This window comes from Exilispira thermophila (assembly GCF_055389015.1).
The window spans coordinates 1766279-1786887 of record NZ_AP042476.1; the positions used below are offsets into that span (position 1 = coordinate 1766279).

The window sequence follows — 20609 nt, forward strand, 5'->3', positions numbered from 1 at the left end:
TTTAACTTATTCTGCTTCAAAGTTTCTATTATTCTTTTTAAGCACATTCAAAAATTTATAAAATTGTGCTTCTGCCATAGATGCGTATACCCAAATAAGGTCGTCTTTTAATTTTGTGTTAATAAGAAATTTCGGAAAGAATGTTTTATTGTTCAAATACTCATCAATTACAGTATCTGGATCTTTAAACAACTGTCCGTAGGGTGTTTTTTTGTCATGTTTTTCTACATCTCTCCAAGCGTGTACATAAACATAAAGAAGGTCAGTTAACCATTCTCTTGTAAGCATATATCCTTCATCATTAATGAATCCTTTTTTATCCCTTTTTGGCTTATAATCTAGTTGCATTTCAGGTGCATTACATAAGATTTTAAGATAATGTTCCAAATCCCTAATATTCCCAGAATCCCAACGACAGCCACTACCAGGAGTGATAGTGTCCCTGTCATTCTCCATTAATTGCATCATTTCTGTAGCAAAGTTATTGCCATTAAATTTATAATAATTCCAGGGTGTAACAACCTCATCATTTTCATCAGCAAAAACTGTGTATGATATAACTCCTGATAATTTTAAAGGTAACAGGACAATTGTAATTAACATAACTGCAATTATTAATTTGATATTTTTATTTTTAAACATAGTTTTACCTCTAACCATTAAGGTATTTAATTACAATTTAAATTTTATAAATTTTTTATGAATATAATAATATTAAAATAAATTTTTTTAATACTTATAATTTTTTAATTCATATAACTATCAAGACAATTCAAAAAATATTAAAGAAAATTAAATTTAAATAAATACAAACAAACTAAACTATATTTATTTTAATATTTTTTTTAATTTTCTCAATAAAAAAATATATTTTGTATAAATTACATTTAAAGGTAAAGGAAAGATATTGATCTTTTGCTTATTCAGTTACAGCAAATTTTTGAATGATTGTCATTTACAAAAATTAAAGAAATATAATGATTTTGTTGTAGATGTAGTTAATAATAAATTTGATAATATTGTATTTTTAAATATTTAATTAAAATAAATTAGAGTTATATGTCTATCATTATTAAAATTTTTTGAGCGAATTTCAGTTGCCAAAGGCTTAACAGAATATATCATTTCCAGTGGTTGGTGAAGTTAATAATAAAATTTGAAATTATTATATTTAATTAAAATAATTTAAGTTTGATATATATACTAATTGAAATTTTTTGAATGGATTTCAGTTGTTAAAAACTAAAAAGAGAATATATCATTTCCCGTGGTGGGTGCAGTTAATAATAAAATTAGAAATTATTTTATATGATTAAATAAAATTAAAACTATATATATATCATAATTGAAATTTTTCGACTGGATTGTAGTTGTCAAAGACTTAAAAGATAAATATATTTTTATGTGGTTGGTGAAGTTAAAAATAAAATTGAAATTATTGTATTTTATTAAATAATTAAAATTAATGTGTCTATCATTATTAAAATTTTTCGAGTGGATGTCAGTTGCCAAAGGCTAAAAAGATAATATTTTTTATTTTTTATTAATGTTTAAAAAGGTTAAATTAAAAGAATTACATAACTGATCTAATGAGAAAAATTTTAATAATGATAGAATCTATTTCTTATTTTTTAAATATCTCAATAATTTCAATTTTATTATTAACAAAAAGAATTTTTTCAATTCCCCTTTCAAGCTTATCTCTATCAAAACAATTTAATATAACTTGCTTTTCATCATTGGTTATTCCAAATTTTAATTCTATCTGTTTAATTAAAACCTGTTGTTTATCAAGTATTTGTCCTTTTAGTGTTCCTTCTTTTAATCCTTCTGTTTTCCCTTTTATTTCACCTTCTTTTATCAATGATTCTAAAATTGATGGCATCTTGCTCTCCTTCTCTTCAAGTTTTTTTATCACCATTTCTCTATCTTCACTTTTCAATATTGACAATATATATACATAAAATACATTTTTTATATCTCTATTCTCTATCTCTTTAGCTAATTCTTCAAGTATCCTGGATATTAATTTCATATCTTCTTCTGCTTTATATTTTAATACATCTAGGGCTAATTTCAAGTATCTATTATAATTCATCACTTTATAACTTAATTTATTCTTACTATCATTAAAAAATAAATATTTAAAATTTAGTAAATAGTTTTTAAAATTATTTTTAATCTCTTTATCTATTTTAAAATTATTTATAAATTCTGTATCAATATCCCATTTACTTTTACCATGATAAAATACAACAGGTAATATTAAAGATAAATCTTTGTTATTTTGAAAATCATGTTCCCATTTAACCAACATATATCGTAATAGTTGAATAAAGATAGCATTATCTTTATAAGATTTATGTTCAAAAAGGAAGTATATGTTAATATTATGTTTGGAGTTAATTAGATTGGTTTCAAAAACAAGGTCAGCGAATCTATTTTTAAATTCTTTTGTAATGTAAGAAGAGTTAACAACTTTTAGGTTATTGATGTTAATATATTTTTTGATATTATCAGGTAATATGATATTAATAAAATCTTTAGCATTATTACTATTTTTAAAAACAATTTTAAAGAAAGTATCATGCGGATGTTTAATAAAGTTATGATATAGTTCTTTCATAAAATATATCTCCATTTATTATTCTTTTTTATTATTCCTGTATATTATTTTTTTGTCTTTTATTATTTATAGACAAGAAAATATTCAAAAAAGTTTCAGAAATGAAAAAATTTTATTTCCGTGGTTAGTGAAGTTAATAATAAAATTGAAATTGTTATATTTTTATTAAATAATTAAAAACATATATATCCTAATTGAAAAAAAATTTTTGGTTATGTCAATAAAAATGTGTAAATTAGTTATAATTCTAGAATTATAACTAATTTCGCCTCCCGATGAAAATATTGACATTAACCATAAATTTTTTTTAGCATTAAGTCAAGCTCATATTTTGCCTGACCAAACCCCCTTAATATTCTTTCTTCCCATCTATTTTCATAATCTTTTAATATTAAAAATAATAGTTTCTCTGCTGATTCAACTGTTGGAAAACTATTCTTCCCTTTTATTCTTTTCCTTACTTCTTCATTCAACCTTTCTATCCAGTTTGTTGTATAGATCTGTTTTCTTATGCTTTCTGGAAATTCATAAAATGTTAACATATAATCCAATACTTCTTCTAAATCATTAACTAACTTCTTATACTTCCTTCCCCATTTTATTTTAAATTGTTCAAAATAAACTAGTGCTTCTTCTTTCCTAGTTTGACTATAGACTTTTTTAAAATCCAATAATATTTCTCCTCTATCTCTTACCCTTACTCTTGTTGATATGTTCCTGCTTAAATGATATATACATCTTTGTATTTTTGATTTTGGGAAATTGTTGCTTATTACTTCTTCTATTCCACTTAATCCATCTGTTACAAACAACAATACTTTTTTTACTCCTCTTGTTTTTATATCTTCAAATATTTCATTGTAAAAGCTTGAACTCTCTGTTGGATTTATGTAAAATCCTAATATCTCTCTTTTCCCTTTTACATTTACTCCTAATAAAAAATAGATTGCTTCTTTGGATACCGTATCTCTCCTTATGTTTACATGCATTGCATCTATAAATATTACATAATAACTTTCTTCTAATTTCCTGTTTTTAAATCCTTCTATATCTTTTTTTACTTTCTCCGTTATATTCGATATCGTTTCTTTACTATATTTCATCCCATATATATCTTTTATATGTTCTGATATATCAGCTGTAGATAATCCTTTTGCATACAATTTTATTATTGTATCATCTATATTTTCAAGTCTTCTCTTATATCTTTCCAATATTGCAGGATAAAAACCATTCCTTGCTCTTGGTACTTCTAAGTTAATAATTTTTCCATGACTTGTGTCTAAATCTCTGTACCTTTTACCATTTCTGTAATTTTCTTTTTCTGTTTCTCTATCATATTTTTTAAATCCTAATACAGTATCTATTTCATTTGTCATTAAACTTTCATATCCATATTTTAATATAGATAACATTAATTCTTTTGTTTTATCAGGATTTTTAATAAATTCTTCTAAAACCCCTTGACTTTCTAAAAATTTAGCTAATTCTTTACCTAAATTGTTCATTTTTTTGCCTCCTGATGGTTTGTTTTTTTGTACATATTTTTTTCATCGGGAGGCAATATTTTTTATTTATTTGCTTTAAGCAAACTTATTCTCTCTTTTACACACTTTTATTTATAGCATGAAATTTTTCGACTGGATTGTAGTTGTCAAAGACTTAAAAGATAAATATGTTTTTACGAGGTTTGTGCAGTTAATAATAAAATTAGAAATTATTATTGTTGATTTAATAAATAAAAACTATATATATCATAATTGAAATTTTTCGACTGGATTGTAGTTGTCAAAGACTTAAAAGATTAAATAATGATTTATAGTTAATGTTTAAAAATCATTAAATTATTAAATTACATAACTACATTAAGGAGAAAAATTTCAATTATGATATATAATTACCTATTTTTTAAATATCTCAATAATTTCAATTTTATTATTAACAAAACGGATTGTTATGAAATCTTCATAAATCAAAATCTAAAATTTTCCCATTAATTTCAATTATTAACTTTGCACCACTAATATCAAAATTACTATTGGATAAAAACAAAAGGTCAATAACAATGCTATTGTTAAATTTTATTGTTGCTTTACTATTTTGTTCTATTAAATTATTTATAAATTTTTTATTAATAAAATTTTTTTGTCCAACTAATAACATTTCAATCTGACTTCCATTTAAAGGTTTATAAAAAAAATCATTTTTTATAATGTAAATTGAATTACGGTTAATAAGATTTTTTTCATAATCATTATTATAAGTATCATTACCCTTATCATTTATTTTGGTTTCATCATCTAAATTATTTATAGAATTATTATCAATATTACTTTCATTTTGATTTGTTAAATTTAATAATTTTATTTCAAGATGTAAATAATTTAAATAATACTTTGTTTTAGATTTAATTTTATTAAAAGGTTTGATATCATAAAATGTTAAATAATTATAAAATTTAGAATATGTTTTGTTTTTTATAAATTCTAACGATAAAATATAAAAAGTAGTATTAATATTATATAAATTTTTTATTTCATTATAATCTAAATATTTGTATGATATTTGTATATTATCAGTAGTCGATGGTTTAACAAATAAATTAATGTTTTTACATGAAAAATTGAAAATAAAAAGTAAAATAAAAAAAAATAAAACAATTTTCTTATTCATAAAAAAAAATATAAAAAAAATATTATAAAAGTCAAAGGGTGATATTTTGAAATCAAAATCTTTTATAGCTTTTTCAATTAACAATATTGATTTTGCAATCCTTAAATCAAAAGTTATTTCTATTGAAAAAAATTTAAAACTTAATAAAGATAAAATTTTTGATCTGCATTCTTTATTTGATAGTAGTTATAATAAAAACAAATATTTTTCTATATCTTCATCATTAGTTGATAAACACTTTGTAATTTCTAAATCACTAAAAATAATTAATGTAAATGATCAACATATAAAGTTTTTTTCAAAAATTCATCCTTATATTTCTGGATTATTATTTCATAAAAATAAATTATTTTTTATAATATCTTTGCCCAATATCGTTGCAAATAATTACGAAATAAAGAAATTTGATCTGGATTATCTTAATAAAATAATTTCTTCAAAAAAAATAATTTCAAAATTTGAAAAATCTCAATTAAAACAGGTAAAAAGTAAAGTTAAAGAGAGTCAAACTTCAATTTCTAATAAAGAACAACAAACAACTGATACAGTGGATGAAGAAAGAAAAAATGAGATTTATGATGAAATTGAAAAAATTATAGATAATATAAAAATCAAAGATTATGATAAAAGAGCTAAAGAATCTTTAAAAAAAGTTAAATCTTTTTTTAGTAAAATTATTTTATTATATGCAGGATTAATATTGACTACATCAGCTGCCTTTGCACTTATTTACTCAAATAGTTTAAAAGAGAGAAATAAAATTATAACTGAGGTAACATCATCTGGAACTTTAGAATCCATTATTATAAAAGAATTACAGAGAAAACAAGAACAGGAAAAACAAGCATTAGAAAATCAATTAAAAAATGTTCAAAGCCAATTAAATCAAATTAAAGCTGAAAAAGAGGAATTTTTAAAAAACCAGGATAAAATTTTAAAAGAAAAAGAAAAAAAATTATATGAAGAATATCAAAAAAAACTTGAACGGGAAAAAGCTTTATTAGCTCAGCAAGGAATATCTGAAGAAGAATATAATCAAAGGATTAACCAGATAAATCAAGAATATAATCTTGAAAAACAAAAAGTATCAGCTGAGATTCAAAAAGTTAAAGATGAATATTTAAAGAAATTAAATGAAAAAGAAGTAGAATTAAAATCTCAAGCTTTATCATTTCAAAAAGAATTAACAGAAAAATCTCAGGAAATTTCAAAAATACAAAAAGAAAAGGAAAGCCTTGAAGCACAAATTGCCAAGCAACAACAAAAACAAGCTGAACTTGCTAAAGAAATTCAAAAAATGCAAACTTTAGCTGATGAAAAGATTAGAGTTGTTAAATTCATTAATGAATATTATGAAAAAATTTATGAACATTTAAAAAACAAAAAGTATAATGATGCTAAATTAAAATTAGAAAAACTAATTGATTTTTTAGAAAATAGCAAAGAAATTGTTGTTTTAACAAAAGAGGAACTATTAAATAACAAATTAATTTCCAACCAATTAATGCAAACAATTGACTTTTATATAAATTCGAGTAAAGACACAGTTTCCAAAAATTTATTATTTCAAAAAGCTAATGATTTACTAAAAAGAAGAGACTTTAATAAAGCTTATCAAAATTATATAGAAGCATTTACAAAATATTCTGTTTTAACAGGAAAAGAAAATTCTGCTTTAACAAATTTTAGTAAAATTGATTTTCTTGAAATTGAAAAAAGTAGTTCCCAGGTCATAAATTCTATAGATCCACTATTACAAAACAATAATTATGAAGAAGCCTTAATTCAAATACAACAATTTCTTTCAGATAAAAATGACCTTTTTAATTTTCAAAAAGTTATATCAATAGAAGATGAACTTATTAATAAAATAAAAATTTTAAATATTGATAAAATAGTTGAAAAACAATATAATGAAGCATATGAAATTTTTAAACTTGGTCAGCTTCAAAATAGTAAAGAAAAACTGTTTGATATATTAAAAACATATCCTGAATCTTCATATACAACAAAAATTATTGATCTATTAACAAAAATTGATTCTCAATTAAAAAATGCAAAACCATTAGAAACTAAAAAAGAGGTTACAGAAGAGACTATAAAAACTGTAGGAAGAGTTTTACAGACTTTTGGAAATTATATACTTTTTTCTACAAGTGAAAATATTGACTTAAAAATTGATGATATTTTGAAAATATATTCATTATCAAACAATATATACAAATATATTGGCTCTATAAGAATTATAGAATTTTCAAATGGTTTTGGCAAAGGTGTTATTGTTTATAAAGAAGAAGAGATTAAAATTGGAGACTTTTTAAGCCAGGAATAACTTAAGTTTTCTTTTAATAACCGATTTATATTATAGATTGGAATTATTATAAAAAGGTTTTAGAAAAATGAATTTCAAAAAACTATCATTAATATTTTTAGTTATAATCATAATAAGTTTAACTTTTTTTAATTTTACTATAGATTCAAGAAATAAAATTTTAGATGAAAAAAAACTCCTTCATTTAAAAGAATCTTCATTACCAATTATTTATAAAAATGGCATTCTTTTTACTTATAAAGGAAAAGGATTTAATGTATATTTATCAGGTTCTTTTGTAAATTGGGAAAGAATGCTAAAAATGAAAAGATCATATTTTGATGTATGGTATTATTTTTACACTGAAGGAATTAACAAAGGGGATTATAGTTATAAGTATAATGTTGATAATTTCTGGATTTTAGATCCAAATAATAAAGATATTACAAGAGATGTTTATGACCATCCTCTTTCACTTTTACATATTCCCACTAAAATGATATTTTTTCAAAAATCTCCAATAATCGAAGATGGATATAAAGTTGTTTTCTGGTTAAATGATATTTCAGCAAGGTCCATTTATATTTATGGTGATTTTAACAAATGGGATCCGTATCAATTACCTTTAGAGAAAGAAGGAAACACCTGGACCATAAGTTTAACACTAAGACCTGGAATTTATGGATATAGATTTATAATTGATTATGAGAAAGAGATTCTTGATCCAAATAATCCTAAAATTCTTGAAAATAACTTTGGTGAAAAATGTTCCATAGTTGAAATTAAGTAAAATTTAAAATATTAAAGTTTTAATAATTAATTTTTATAACTTTTATGAATTGACTAATATATTCTAAGAATTTTTTTTCATCCTCTTCATTGAAATATTTTCTAAAAGTAATATCAAAATTTGCACACATTTTATTTTCTTCCATGCAAATTTTTTCCCCTTGTTTAGTTAAAAAAACATAAAATGATCTTCTATCTTCAGTATTTGATTCTCTTTTAATCAATTCCTTAGCTTCAAGAGCATCAGCAATTCTAGTTGTTCTTGAGGGTGATAAGTGCAACTTTTTTGAAAGTTCTTTCATAGATATTCCTTTTTCAGGAACAAGACTTATAAAATTGCATTCAGCTGGAGTTAATCCAACACATTTAGAATATTCAATTTTAAACTCTTTATATATCTCAAAAAATTCATCAAACTTCTTTATTATTTGTTCCACTTTATCTCCTTTTTTTTAATATGATTATTTTTTTATATAAAAAATAATAAAATAATTTCAGAACTACCTTTTATATTTGCAAAAAATTTATACATAAAATAGTTTAATTAAAATGTTTATTAAGTCAATTATTATTTATAGTAACTTTTTCTATTATCAATAATTGTTATTGTCAATTTTCTCTATTTTTATTATTTTTTAAAATAGGTATTAATAACATATACAAAAAAGATAGTAATTTCTATTTTATAAAAAATCTAAGGAGGAAAAATGATTTTAGTTTATACCACTCCAAATTGTCCTTACTGTAGAATGGTTAAAGACTTTTTGCGAAAAAGAAGGATCCCATTTAGAGAACTTGATGTTACAAAAAACAAATCATGGGCTGCAGAAATGGTTAGAAAATCAGGGCAAACAGGAGTACCTGTAACAGATATTAATGGTAAAATTGTTTTAGGTTTTGATAGAGCAAAACTCAAAAGATATTTAAGATAACCTTAGAAAAAATTCAAAAATAGTAATAATGAATATTTTTTTTAATAATTTTAATTTAAATTAAAAAATTATTTTATTAATAAAAGATTAAGGCTGTCCTATAAATTAAAGGATAGCCTATTTTTTTTATTAATTATTATAATTTGGTTGTAAAAAAAAAGGGGATGGTATTGACCATCCCTTAAAATGTATATCAATGGGGGGCTTATAAACAAAATAATTAGCCCATGGGGGAATCGAACCCCCGCTGCAGGGTTGAAAACCCTGTGTCCTAACCACTAGACGAATGGGCCATCCCTTTCGCTTGCAAAAACTATTTAATATTTTTTTTAATCTTTGTCAACTATTTTTTTGCAAAAATTCAAAAATTTTATGATTTTCTTTTCTTTTTATAGATATATTTTAGTTTTTTAAATTTATTTTAATGTTTTTTTCATATGGTTATGTCAATAATAGTGTGTAAATTAGTTATAATTCTAGAATTATAACTAATTTCGCCTCCCGATGAAAATATTGACATTAACCATAAATTTTTTTTAGCATTAAGTCAAGCTCATATTTTGCCTGACCAAACCCCCTTAATATTCTTTCTTCCCATCTATTTTCATAATCTTTTAATATTAAAAATAATAGTTTCTCTGCTGATTCAACTGTTGGAAAACTATTCTTCCCTTTTATTCTTTTCCTTACTTCTTCATTTAATCTCTCTATCCAGTTTGTTGTATAGATCTGTTTCCTTATACTCTCTGGAAATTCATAAAATGTTAACATATAATCCAATACTTCTTCTAAATCTTTAACTAACTTCTTATACTTCCTTCCCCATTTTATTTTAAATTGTTCAAAATAAACTAGTGCTTCTTCTTTCCTAGTTTGACTATAGACTTTTTTAAAATCCAATAATATTTCTCCTCTATCTCTTACCCTTACTCTTGTTGATATGTTCCTGCTTAAATGATATATACATCTTTGTATCTTTGATTTAGGAAAATTGTTGCTTATTACTTCTTCTATTCCACTTAATCCATCTGTTACAAACAACAATACTTTTTTTACTCCTCTTGTTTTTATATCTTCAAATATTTCATTGTAAAAGCTTGAACTCTCTGTTGGATTTATGTAAAATCCTAATATCTCTCTTTTCCCTTTTACATTTACTCCTAATAAAAAATAGATTGCTTCTTTGGATACCGTATCTCTCCTTATGTTTACATGCATTGCATCTATAAATATTACATAATAACTTTCTTCTAATTTCCTGTTTTTAAATCCTTCTATATCTTTTTTTACTTTCTCCGTTATATTCGATATCGTTTCTTTACTATATTTCATCCCATATATATCTTTTATATGTTCTGATATATCTTCTGTAGATAATCCTTTTGCATACAATTTTATTATTGTATCATCTATATTTTCAAGTCTTCTCTTATATCTTTCCAATATTGCAGGATAAAAACCATTCCTTGCTCTTGGTACTTCTAAGTTGATAATTTTTCCATGACTCGTGTCTAAATCTCTGTATCTTTTACCATTTCTGTAATTTTCTTTTTCTGTTTCTCTATCATATTTTTTAAAACCTAAAACAGTATCTATTTCATTTGTCATTAAACTTTCATATCCATATTTTAATATAGATAACATTAATTCTTTTGTTTTATCAGGATTTTTAATAAATTCTTCTAAAACCCCTTGACTTTCTAAAAATTTCACTAATTCTTTACCTAAGTTTTTCATGTTTTTGCCTCCTGATGATTTGTTTTTTTTATACATATTTTTTCATCGGGAGGCAATATTTTTTATTTACTTGCTTTAAGCAAACTTATTCTGCCTTTTACACACTTTTGTTTATATCATGAATCATATTTTTATTTTATTTATTTTTAAAAATATTTTAGATTTTAAATTAATAAAAGTATTATAGTTTTTAAATTAAAATAATTTATACAAAATTTGAATTTTTTATATAATATGCTTTATTTTTCATATGACTTTTAAACCTGCCTATTTAATAAATAACTATCTTAAACTAAATGAAATTGCAAATAAATTATTTAAAAATTATATAAATTGCTCTTTGTGTCCTCTAAATTGTTCTATCAATAGATTTATTTCAAACAAAGGCGCATGTAAAGAATCTTATAAAGTAAAAATAGCATCTTTCAATCTACATTTTGGAGAAGAACCACCTATTTCAGGAAAAAATGGTTCAGGGACAATATTTTTTTCAGGTTGCCCTCTATCCTGTATTTTTTGTCAAAATTATCCTATTTCCCAATATAATTACGGAAATTATTTTAACATTGCTAATCTTGCTGAAATTATGATTAAATTACAAAATAAAAAAGCTCATAATATTAATCTTGTTACTCCTACCCATTTTTCACCTTCTATATTAAAAGCCATATTATTAGCATCAAAAATGGGATTAAGCATTCCAATTGCTTATAATACATCAGGTTATGAGAAACCTGAAATTATAGATATTTTAACAAACTTCATTGATATTTTTCTTTTTGATATAAAATATTTTCATAATAGTAAATCTATTTTATATTCCAGAATTAATAATTATTTTTTTTATTCTATTAAAAGTTTCAAAGTCCTTTTTGATAAAATTGGTGAAACTTTTACAACTGAAAATGGTATTTTAAAAAAAGGGATAATTATAAGACACCTTATACTACCTGGAGAGATTGATAACTCCAAACTTGTTTTAAAAGAAATCTCTAAAATTTCAAAAAAAATATATATATCTTTAATGTCTCAATACTTTCCAGCTTTCAATGCTTTTAAATATAAAAATCTTTCAACAAAATTAACATCTGATGAATATGAAGAAATTGTAAATTATGCTATTGATTTAGGTCTTGAAAATGTTTATATCCAGGATTTATAATAACCCTTAATAATATTAGCAATATTATTAATATTGTTTAAAAATTTTATTGTTAGAACTTTACAGTAAATAATTTAATTAAACATAAATATTTTAAAAATAGAATTCATTTATTTTTTTTATATTATTCTTTACTCTGTAAAATTTTAATAAGATCACCAAGAATTTTTTTTGCAGCATTAATTGATGCTTCAGATAAAGCATATGCATTAGCAATCATTTCAGAAAGAGATCCTGACGATTCTCCTGTATCTCTAACTGAAAAAAGTTCTTTTTCATCATTAATTTTAAAAAGTTTAAGCTCAGAATCAAATGATGCACCATATCCATTTGTTTCTTTAGATTTACTATTTAAAAATGCTCTTACCTGTAATATATATTTAACACCTTTTGCTTTCCCTAAAGAACTTGCACTTAAAAAAGTTGCTTTCCCAAAATAATAGCTTTTGATCTTGTTAACATATAAATAATCCTGTAAATTTGACATTGCATATTTTTCAGCTGTTTGGTCAACAACTGCATAAGGGTCAAAAAGGTAGACTCCAATAGTACCAATCATTTTAACTTTAGTTTTGTCTTCACTTTGAGAAAATACTATATTTATACTTCCAATTAAAAACACTACTAAAAAAATAAAAAAAACAAATTTTCTTTTCATATAATTCCCCATTATTTTATAATAAATTTTTTAACAAAATTCCTTGCATATTTTTAAAATATTCATAAAAACATTTATTTTAATATAATAAAAAATATAATAAAAATAGAAACTATTTTAAAACAAAAATTATTACAAAAATAAAAATTATAATAAAACACTTAATTTAAAATTTCAAAATAAAAGTATACTAACACATTAATATATAAAGATGTATTTTTATAAAATATACTATAAGTAAATTAAAACATTAAAATAAAAAATCAATAAAGATTAATTAAAAAATGAAAACAATTTAAAACTTAAATAAATTTATTTATATCAAATTTCAATTTAATAGAAAACTAAAATTTTAATCCACCACTTACTGTTATAACTTCACCTGTAATATAAGAAGAATCATCTGATGCTAAAAATAAGAATACTTTTGCAACATCATCAGATGTTCCAGCTCTTTGTAAAGGGATCATTGAAAGCATTGAATTTTTAGCTGCTTCAGGAAGTTTTTCAGTCATATCTGTTTCAATAAATCCTGGAGCTACTGCATTAAATCTAATCCCCTTCTTACCATATTCTTTTGCCCATGAATAGGTCATAGCAATAATTCCAGCTTTTGCTGCTGCATAATTTGTCTGACCAGCATTACCATAAAGTCCAATAACAGAAGTAGTTGATAAAACAACACCATTTTTTTGTTTAAGCATATAAGGAACCACTGCTTGAGTTACATTAAAAACACCTTTTAAATTTATATCTATTACTTTATCCCACTGCTCCTCTTTCATTCTAATTAAAAGGTTATCAGCTGTAATCCCTGCATTATTAATCAAAACATCAATTTTTGAATGTTTTTCAATAATCTTTGTAACAACTTCTTTTATATTTTCTCTATCAGTAACATTTAATTTTACTGGAATAATATTTAAATCCCCTTTTTGTTTTTCAAGATTTTCAAGTTTATTTGGATTTGTTCCTCCTGCATAAACAATAGCACCCTCTTTAGCAAATAAAAAAGCTGTAGCTTTTCCTATACCTGAACTTGCACCAGTTATTAATATAACTTTATTTTTCAATCTCATTACTTTCTCCTGAATATTTTTATTGATTGTATGTTTAATCAATTAACATTTTATTTATTTTTTTCAACATATTTATTTTTTTCTATTTTTATTATTTTTAAATTATTTTTAAATTTTTTGATTTTTTTAAATATATTAATTTTTTTTAAAATTTTTAATCTTTCATCTTTTCCCTCTTTCCCTCCATAAACAAAATATTTATTGTCTTTTCAAAGTTTAGTGAATGTAAAACACTTTTTTGTATAAAATTACTATGGATTTTACTAAATTTAATCTACTTCTAAAAATCATTTATAATTGCTTTTAATGTAAATACATTGGTATAATAATTAATTAGTTCCTTATATAAATTAATCCATTCAGATTCCAGATCAAGTTTTGCTTTCAAATAATCAACTTCACTGCCTGAACCACCTTCAAATATTATTTTTTTCTCTTTAACATTAATTTTATCATTTGAAATCTTTATACTATAATATTCTATCTTATCCAAATTCAGGCCAAGATAGTTATAAGTCTTTTCAATTTTGTCCATTAACATTTGCTTTGCAAGTTCAAAATTAATAAGTACTTTTTCCAATTCTTTTTTACTCTGCTCAATTTCCCCTTTTTTTTGCCCCTTATCAAATATCAGCGATACAAATGCCAGTGAAAATGTAAAATTATAATCATCATTTCCATACCACCCTGTTTCAACAAATGGAAACCTTGGTCCAGAATATGATAATTCAAACCTTAATCCAATATCAGGTTTAAAATATGAAGATGCTTCATTTATCTTCACCTGCAAATCATTTATAAATTTTAAAAATTCAAGTTGTTTAAATTGAATATTATTTTTTAACGCTTTTTGCTTTAATATATCTAAATTCTCAAAATTAATTTTTTGAAATTTAAAGTTATTTTTATCAAAATAAATATCTTTAAAATTTAGTTTTAAATTGCAGTCAAGATTTAACCCAAGTTGTATTTTCATCGAATTCATCAATGTTTTAAGTTGATTTTCAAGTTCCATAGCACCAAGTTCTATCTCTTTTGTAGAAATTTTAGTTTTTAAAAACTCACCTTCAGTTATAAAACCATTTTCATAACTATCATTTACAATTTTTAAAATCCTTGCAGTATATTCTTTTTGATTTGTTATATTTTCAATAATTTTATTCATAAAAAATATTGAATAGTAATAAATACTTATTCTTGTTCTTATCTCATTTTCTTTATCTTTGATTTTTAATTTTGCAAGTTCAACTGCTTTTTCATATATTTTGATACCATTGTCGATTTTTCCCCAGGTAAAAATGGGTTGGTCTATTCTTAAAGAAAATTGATACATTGTGTTTTCCATACCTTTATAAACAAGTACATCATTTGGTGGAATTAAAATATCTCCATTTGCAGTTGGATATGTACCTAAACTACCCTGTGAAATCGAAATAGGTCCAATTGGATTTCCAATATAAGTCAAAGTTACATTAAGGTCAATCTTTGGAAACTTTTTTGCTTTTGCAAGTTTAAGGTCAATTTCAGCTTTTTTAAGGTCTAAAATCAAATTTTTAATATCTTTGTTATTTTTTAAAGAAAAATCTATTAATTGATCTAATGAATCAAAAACAAAATCATTATTTATGTTTGTTTTATTTGTAGAGGTATTATTAGTATTATTAGTATTATTAGTATTATTAGTATTATTAGTATTATTACCATTACTATTTTTATTGTTATCCTGAGCATATAGCTTCAAACTAAATAAAGGCTCATTAAAAAATAAAAGGACTAATAACAAAGCAAATAATAAAAAGACAAAATTTAACCTTTTTGAATTAATTTGCATTTTTATTTTATTAATATTTTTAATGATAAATAATTTATTTTCAAATTCTTTTTTTTTCATAAAAAATCCTGGTTAATGTCTTTATTTTTTTATTATTTAATAATTTTTCTATTATTATTTTATTTTATAAAAGGATTATTAAACTTTAAAGTGTTGTTTATTGATCTGTTAAATCAAAAAAATTATTTGAATCTGAATACACTGTAATGTCTATATCATCAATTTGATTTGAATTTAAAGGATCATCGTATCTTATATGACAATCTATATGACTTTGATTTCCAGTATAATCTTCATCATCCCATGATATATTATCAAAAGAAAAATAACCATCTTCTGTTTTACTTCCATCCCCTATTGCCCTTGTTTCAGTTTTTGTTACATAATCAGGATCTACATTGTCATAATCTGGTGGATTAGAAGTATCAATATTAACCCAAATTTTAACTGTCAAACCATTTACTCCTGTTCCCCCTGTTTCAACAACGCCATCAACAGTTTCAGTAAAGTGGGTTCTTTTAATAGGTACATTATTTAAAACAACTGTTGTATCAGGGGAAATTTCTCCTGTTTGATAATACACATCATTATTACCATCACCATCCATATCAGCATCATTTTTTAAATTATCATCTCCACTATCATCAGAAGAAGGATCTATTTTATAGTTATTCCTTTCAAATGTTAATCTTATAACGACCTTATTTATTCCATTACTATCTGGATTCTTTTTAAATGCTATTTTCTGTGAAAACTGTCCATTATCATCGGTAACTAAATTATAATCAGCCTCATTACTAAATTTCAATGTAGATGTATCAACATTACCACTTGTATCATAACTCCAATCTGTTGGGACATAAATCCTTACATTTACATTTGCAACACCTTCATTTGTATTTGCATCTACAACTGTCCCTTTAATTGTTGCATAATCTTTTGCTTTTGTCCCTTTTACTGGTGGTAAACTATTTGTAGTATCAGAAGTTATGTAAGTTTTATATGTTTGTGGTTCATAATCCTCATGCCAGAAAATAAAATAAACTTCAATTCTATCAGCATCTTTTCCAAATTCTGGAAATAGATTTTTCCATACAATTCCAGAAAAAGAAAAATGACCATCTTCATTACCCTCAGTCTGAGTGGTAGTTATATCATAATAATTAGAAAGGGAATTAATAGATGTTGAATCATTTTGTAAAGTACTCCAATCAGTATTAAAATCATCCTCATTTGTGTAAATTAAAACTGTAGCATCATTTATCCCATTCTCATCATCTTTATCAACAAATGTCCCATTTAAAGAAGCTCTAAAAACAACTGAACAACCTGAAAAAAATAAGATAACAAAAATTATAATTGTAGCAAATAACACTTTTAATAATCTTTTTTTTCCATTTATTTTGTAAAAAAAACTATTTCTTTTTTTCATATCTTGACCCTTATTTTTATTTAATTTTTATTTTTATTTATTTTTTTTTATTTAAGTTTTTTTTATTTATTTTATATTTAATTTTTTTTGTTTATTTACCTGATAGATTTAAAAATAATTAATTTTCATTGTATTTTTCCAGGTCTTTAATATTTAATATTTCCACCTCATTTTTAAAATCCTCATTTTTATCATCAAATCCCTTTTTATCAATAAATATTTTTTTATTTTCTTTATTATACCTCTTTTTCAATCTCCCTTTTTCAAGAGTATAATAAAGAGATGGAACAACATATAATGTTATTAATGTAGAAGTTATAAGACCACCAGCAACAGATTGCCCTAAAGGTGCAAATATTTCAGAACCCTCACCAAGACTTAGAGCCATTGGAATTACACCTAAAATAGTTGTTAATGTTGTCATTAAAATTGGCCTTAGTCTTGAACTACCACCCTCTATAATAGCTTCAACAAGTGGTTTTTTATATTTATCTCTTAAAAGGTTCATATAATCTATCATTACAATTGCATTGTTTACTACAAGCCCTGCAAGCATTATAATTCCTAAAAATGAAACTATTGATAAAGTTGAACCAAAAAGAATTAACCCAAGTGCAACACCAATAATTGTAAAAGGGATAGAAAGCATTACAATTAAGGGTTGTGTAAATCTTTCAAACTGTATTACCATTACCATATAAACTAAAAAAATAGCTATTAATAAAGCATAAAATAGGGATTTGAATGAATCAGCCATCTCTTTTGCCTGACCTGCTATTTCCCAGTTTACACCAATCGGTAAAGAAAGTTGATTTAATTTAGGGATAAAGCTCTTTTGTATGGCTCTAAAATCATTTTTCTTTAAATAAGCTGTAATAATAATAGATTTTTGTTTATTTTTATGGTGAAGAACTGATGCAGATTCTTTTAATTTAAAATCAGCAATATTTGCAAAGGAGATAAATTTTCCTGATTGAGATTTTAAAGAGATCCTGTTTAATACATCCTCTGTTACAGGTTGATCTGCAACATCGGAATCAACAAAAATATTGTAATTATTGCTTGAAGTTCTATATTTGCCAACTTTCATCCCATGAAAAAGAATTCTCGAAGTTAGAGCAGCTTCATAAGAAGAAACCCCTAAATTTCCCATATAATCTAATAAAAGGTCAGCAACCATTTCTTGTCTATCAAATTTAACATCAAGCTCTGTCTTTTCAACTAATGACTCCTCGTCAAGCATTTTTTCTATCATTTTTGCAGAATCATAGACCTTATTAAAATCATTACCATAAACTTCAATCATAAATCCTTCACCACCTGTTGCAATTGCAGCCAGTGCTCCAAGACCACCATTTATAATTGAAATATCTACATCAGGAACCTGATTTCTAATTTTGTTTCTTAAAAGGTCCATAATCTCAAAAACAGATCTTTTCCTGTTTTTATTTTTTATTAATCTAATTCTACCACTTGCAACATTTGAACTTTTCATAATACCAAAACTATCAGCAAGCCCAATATAAAAAACAAGATTTTCAACTTCTGGAACTTCTTTTTTAATTATATCTTCTATTTGATTTATTTTTTCTTTTGTCTGTTCTAATGTATAACCTGCTGGAGTATGAACTGTCATTTGAATCTCATTCATATCTGTTTCTGATAAAAATTCAAAACCCATTATATTAAATATAAAAAAACTTATTACAAGAACTGAAATTGCTAAAACAAAAATAAAGATCCTATTCTCTAAAGCAAAACTTAAACTTTTTCTATAAGCATTTGTTAATGAATCAATTAATTTACCAACACTATTTGAAAACTTTTTAAAGAAATTAATTTTATGAATATGTTTGTTTTCTCTTAAAAAAAGTGAAGTAAGATAGGGAACAACTACAATAGCAACAAGTAAAGAAGAAGATAAAGCAAAAATTACTGTATAAGCAATATCTTTTAAAACAATACCTGCAAAACCCTTAACAAAAGCTATAGGGATAAATACTGCTAAAGATGTAGAGGTAGAAGCAATAATTGCTCCTCCTACTTCTGAAGTACCAACCGAAGATGCAATTTTGCTATTCTTTGTTTTATCAAAAATTTTATAAACATTCTCTAAAACTACAATTGATGCATCAACTATCATCCCAATACCAACAGTTAACCCTCCAACTGTCATTAAATTAATTGACATCCCTGCTATTTTCATTGCAATAAATGTAAAAAGAATTGATAGAGGAATTGAAACAGAAATAATTAAAGTAGCTCTAATATTTCTTAAAAATATAAAAAGGATCAATACAGCTAATACAAATCCCTGTAATGCAGAATTGGATACAGATTTAATAGCAAGTTTTATATCTGCAGACTGGTCTGCTATTGGATTAAAAGTAACTATGTTATTGTAATCCTTTTCTATTTTTCTAAATCTATTTTTTATTTCATTAGCAATTTTAATTGTATCTTTATCCTGCTGTTTCATAATATCTAAAACAACTATTGATTTACCAAATGCTTCAGTATAGTTATCAACTTTTTTGTAAGAAAGCTTAACATCTGCTACATCTTTTATTCTTATAAAGGAACCATCTTTATATCCTATTACAAGATTTTTTATCTCATCAATAGAATTAAAATCACCCATTGTTCTTAAGTTTATTTCATTACCTTTAAAAATAATAGAACCTGCTGGTAATGATATATTGTTATATTGTAAAACTTGAAATAAATCTAAAACAGAAACATTTTTAGATTCTAATAGATCAACATGTAATTTGATATTGAGTACTTTTTCCATTCCCCCTCTAATATCAATCTTAGCAACACCTGTTATACGAATTAACTGGGGAATAACCTGTTTTTTAACAAATTCTGTTAATGATTCTCTATCTAAAGGGCTTTTAATTACAACAGTCATCATAGGTAATGAATTTGAACTCATTTTCAAAATAGTTGGTATTCCCTCTATTCCATCAGGTAAATCTTCAAGTATCTTGTTTATCCTTTCTCTCAATTCAGGTAATTTTTGATCAATATTAGTTCCCCAATCAAACTGTATCTCAACAACAGAAAGAGAATTAACAGAAGAGGAGGTAATATTTTTAATTCCAGGTAGTTCTGAAACTGATTCTTCAATTAAATTTGTAACATCCTTTTCAACATCATATGGGCCAACACCAGGATAAGCAGTTATTATCATTACAGAAGGCATACCAACATCTGAAAACATCTCCTGTTTCATAGATGAAAAAGTTATTAATCCAAAAATTAATGCTGCAATAAGAAAAATGGTTATTATTACATGGTGATTTATTGCAAAATCGGATATTTTCATACTATTCCCAATTATTAATTACTCTTTTAGAAATTAATTATTATTTTA

The 20609-nt window shown here is 23.8% G+C and carries 15 protein-coding genes and 1 tRNA gene; 4 read left to right on the forward strand and 12 right to left on the reverse strand.

Annotated features, from left to right (window positions below):
- Nucleotides 1-6: 6 nt before the first annotated feature.
- The 4 genes from ACZ5EC_RS07455 to ACZ5EC_RS07470 form a co-directional block, all read right to left on the reverse strand.
- Nucleotides 7-642: a hypothetical protein gene (locus ACZ5EC_RS07455; RefSeq protein ID WP_464301857.1), complete on the reverse strand. Its 636-nt coding sequence runs from the start codon at nt 640-642 to the stop codon at nt 7-9.
- Nucleotides 643-1624: 982 nt separating this feature from the next.
- Complete coding sequence (locus tag ACZ5EC_RS07460) at nt 1625-2626, reverse strand: Rpn family recombination-promoting nuclease/putative transposase (protein WP_464301858.1); 1002 nt, start codon at nt 2624-2626, stop codon at nt 1625-1627.
- Nucleotides 2627-2916: 290 nt separating this feature from the next.
- Complete coding sequence (locus ACZ5EC_RS07465) at nt 2917-4134, reverse strand: IS256 family transposase (protein ID WP_464301859.1); 1218 nt, start codon at nt 4132-4134, stop codon at nt 2917-2919.
- Between the two features lie 457 nt (nt 4135-4591).
- Nucleotides 4592-5299, reverse strand: coding sequence for a hypothetical protein (locus ACZ5EC_RS07470; protein WP_464301860.1), 708 nt, complete (start codon nt 5297-5299; stop codon nt 4592-4594).
- A 46-nt stretch (nt 5300-5345) separates the two neighbouring features.
- Here ACZ5EC_RS07470 and ACZ5EC_RS07475 point away from each other — a divergent pair, with 46 nt between their 5' ends.
- Nucleotides 5346-7631 carry a hypothetical protein gene (locus tag ACZ5EC_RS07475; protein WP_464301861.1) on the forward strand — a complete coding sequence of 762 codons (2286 nt, stop codon included), beginning with the start codon at nt 5346-5348 and terminating at the stop codon, nt 7629-7631.
- Between the two features lie 67 nt (nt 7632-7698).
- The gene (locus ACZ5EC_RS07480; protein WP_464301862.1) at nt 7699-8400 is read left to right on the forward strand and encodes a hypothetical protein; all 702 of its coding nucleotides are present in this window, start codon (nt 7699-7701) and stop codon (nt 8398-8400) included.
- A gap of 19 nt (nt 8401-8419) precedes the next feature.
- On the opposite strand, the gene ACZ5EC_RS07485 is transcribed toward ACZ5EC_RS07480, so the two are convergent.
- Nucleotides 8420-8836, reverse strand: coding sequence for a MarR family winged helix-turn-helix transcriptional regulator (locus ACZ5EC_RS07485; protein ID WP_464301863.1), 417 nt, complete (start codon nt 8834-8836; stop codon nt 8420-8422).
- A 270-nt stretch (nt 8837-9106) separates the two neighbouring features.
- Here ACZ5EC_RS07485 and ACZ5EC_RS07490 point away from each other — a divergent pair, with 270 nt between their 5' ends.
- Nucleotides 9107-9331 carry a glutaredoxin family protein gene (locus ACZ5EC_RS07490; RefSeq protein WP_464301864.1) on the forward strand — a complete coding sequence of 75 codons (225 nt, stop codon included), beginning with the start codon at nt 9107-9109 and terminating at the stop codon, nt 9329-9331.
- 221 nt (nt 9332-9552) lie between these two features.
- Here the strand turns inward: ACZ5EC_RS07490 and ACZ5EC_RS07495 are convergent.
- Together ACZ5EC_RS07495 and ACZ5EC_RS07500 are read right to left on the reverse strand one after the other, a co-directional pair.
- Nucleotides 9553-9624, reverse strand: a tRNA-Glu gene (locus ACZ5EC_RS07495).
- 226 nt (nt 9625-9850) lie between these two features.
- Nucleotides 9851-11068 (reverse strand): IS256 family transposase, encoded by a 1218-nt coding sequence (locus tag ACZ5EC_RS07500; RefSeq protein WP_464301865.1) that lies wholly within the window; start codon nt 11066-11068, stop codon nt 9851-9853.
- A gap of 250 nt (nt 11069-11318) precedes the next feature.
- Here ACZ5EC_RS07500 and ACZ5EC_RS07505 point away from each other — a divergent pair, with 250 nt between their 5' ends.
- On the forward strand, nt 11319-12230 hold the full coding sequence (locus ACZ5EC_RS07505) for a radical SAM protein (protein ID WP_464301866.1): 912 nt from the start codon (nt 11319-11321) through the stop codon (nt 12228-12230).
- A gap of 124 nt (nt 12231-12354) precedes the next feature.
- On the opposite strand, the gene ACZ5EC_RS07510 is transcribed toward ACZ5EC_RS07505, so the two are convergent.
- The 5 genes from ACZ5EC_RS07510 to ACZ5EC_RS07530 form a co-directional block, all read right to left on the reverse strand.
- Nucleotides 12355-12888 (reverse strand): hypothetical protein, encoded by a 534-nt coding sequence (locus ACZ5EC_RS07510; protein WP_464301867.1) that lies wholly within the window; start codon nt 12886-12888, stop codon nt 12355-12357.
- Between the two features lie 344 nt (nt 12889-13232).
- The gene (gene fabG, locus ACZ5EC_RS07515; protein WP_464301868.1) at nt 13233-13967 is read right to left on the reverse strand and encodes a 3-oxoacyl-[acyl-carrier-protein] reductase; all 735 of its coding nucleotides are present in this window, start codon (nt 13965-13967) and stop codon (nt 13233-13235) included.
- A gap of 280 nt (nt 13968-14247) precedes the next feature.
- Nucleotides 14248-15858, reverse strand: coding sequence for a TolC family protein (locus ACZ5EC_RS07520; protein WP_464301869.1), 1611 nt, complete (start codon nt 15856-15858; stop codon nt 14248-14250).
- Between the two features lie 97 nt (nt 15859-15955).
- Nucleotides 15956-17230 (reverse strand): hypothetical protein, encoded by a 1275-nt coding sequence (locus ACZ5EC_RS07525; RefSeq protein WP_464301870.1) that lies wholly within the window; start codon nt 17228-17230, stop codon nt 15956-15958.
- Between the two features lie 118 nt (nt 17231-17348).
- Nucleotides 17349-20561 carry an efflux RND transporter permease subunit gene (locus ACZ5EC_RS07530; protein WP_464301871.1) on the reverse strand — a complete coding sequence of 1071 codons (3213 nt, stop codon included), beginning with the start codon at nt 20559-20561 and terminating at the stop codon, nt 17349-17351.
- Nucleotides 20562-20609: the final 48 nt, after the last annotated feature.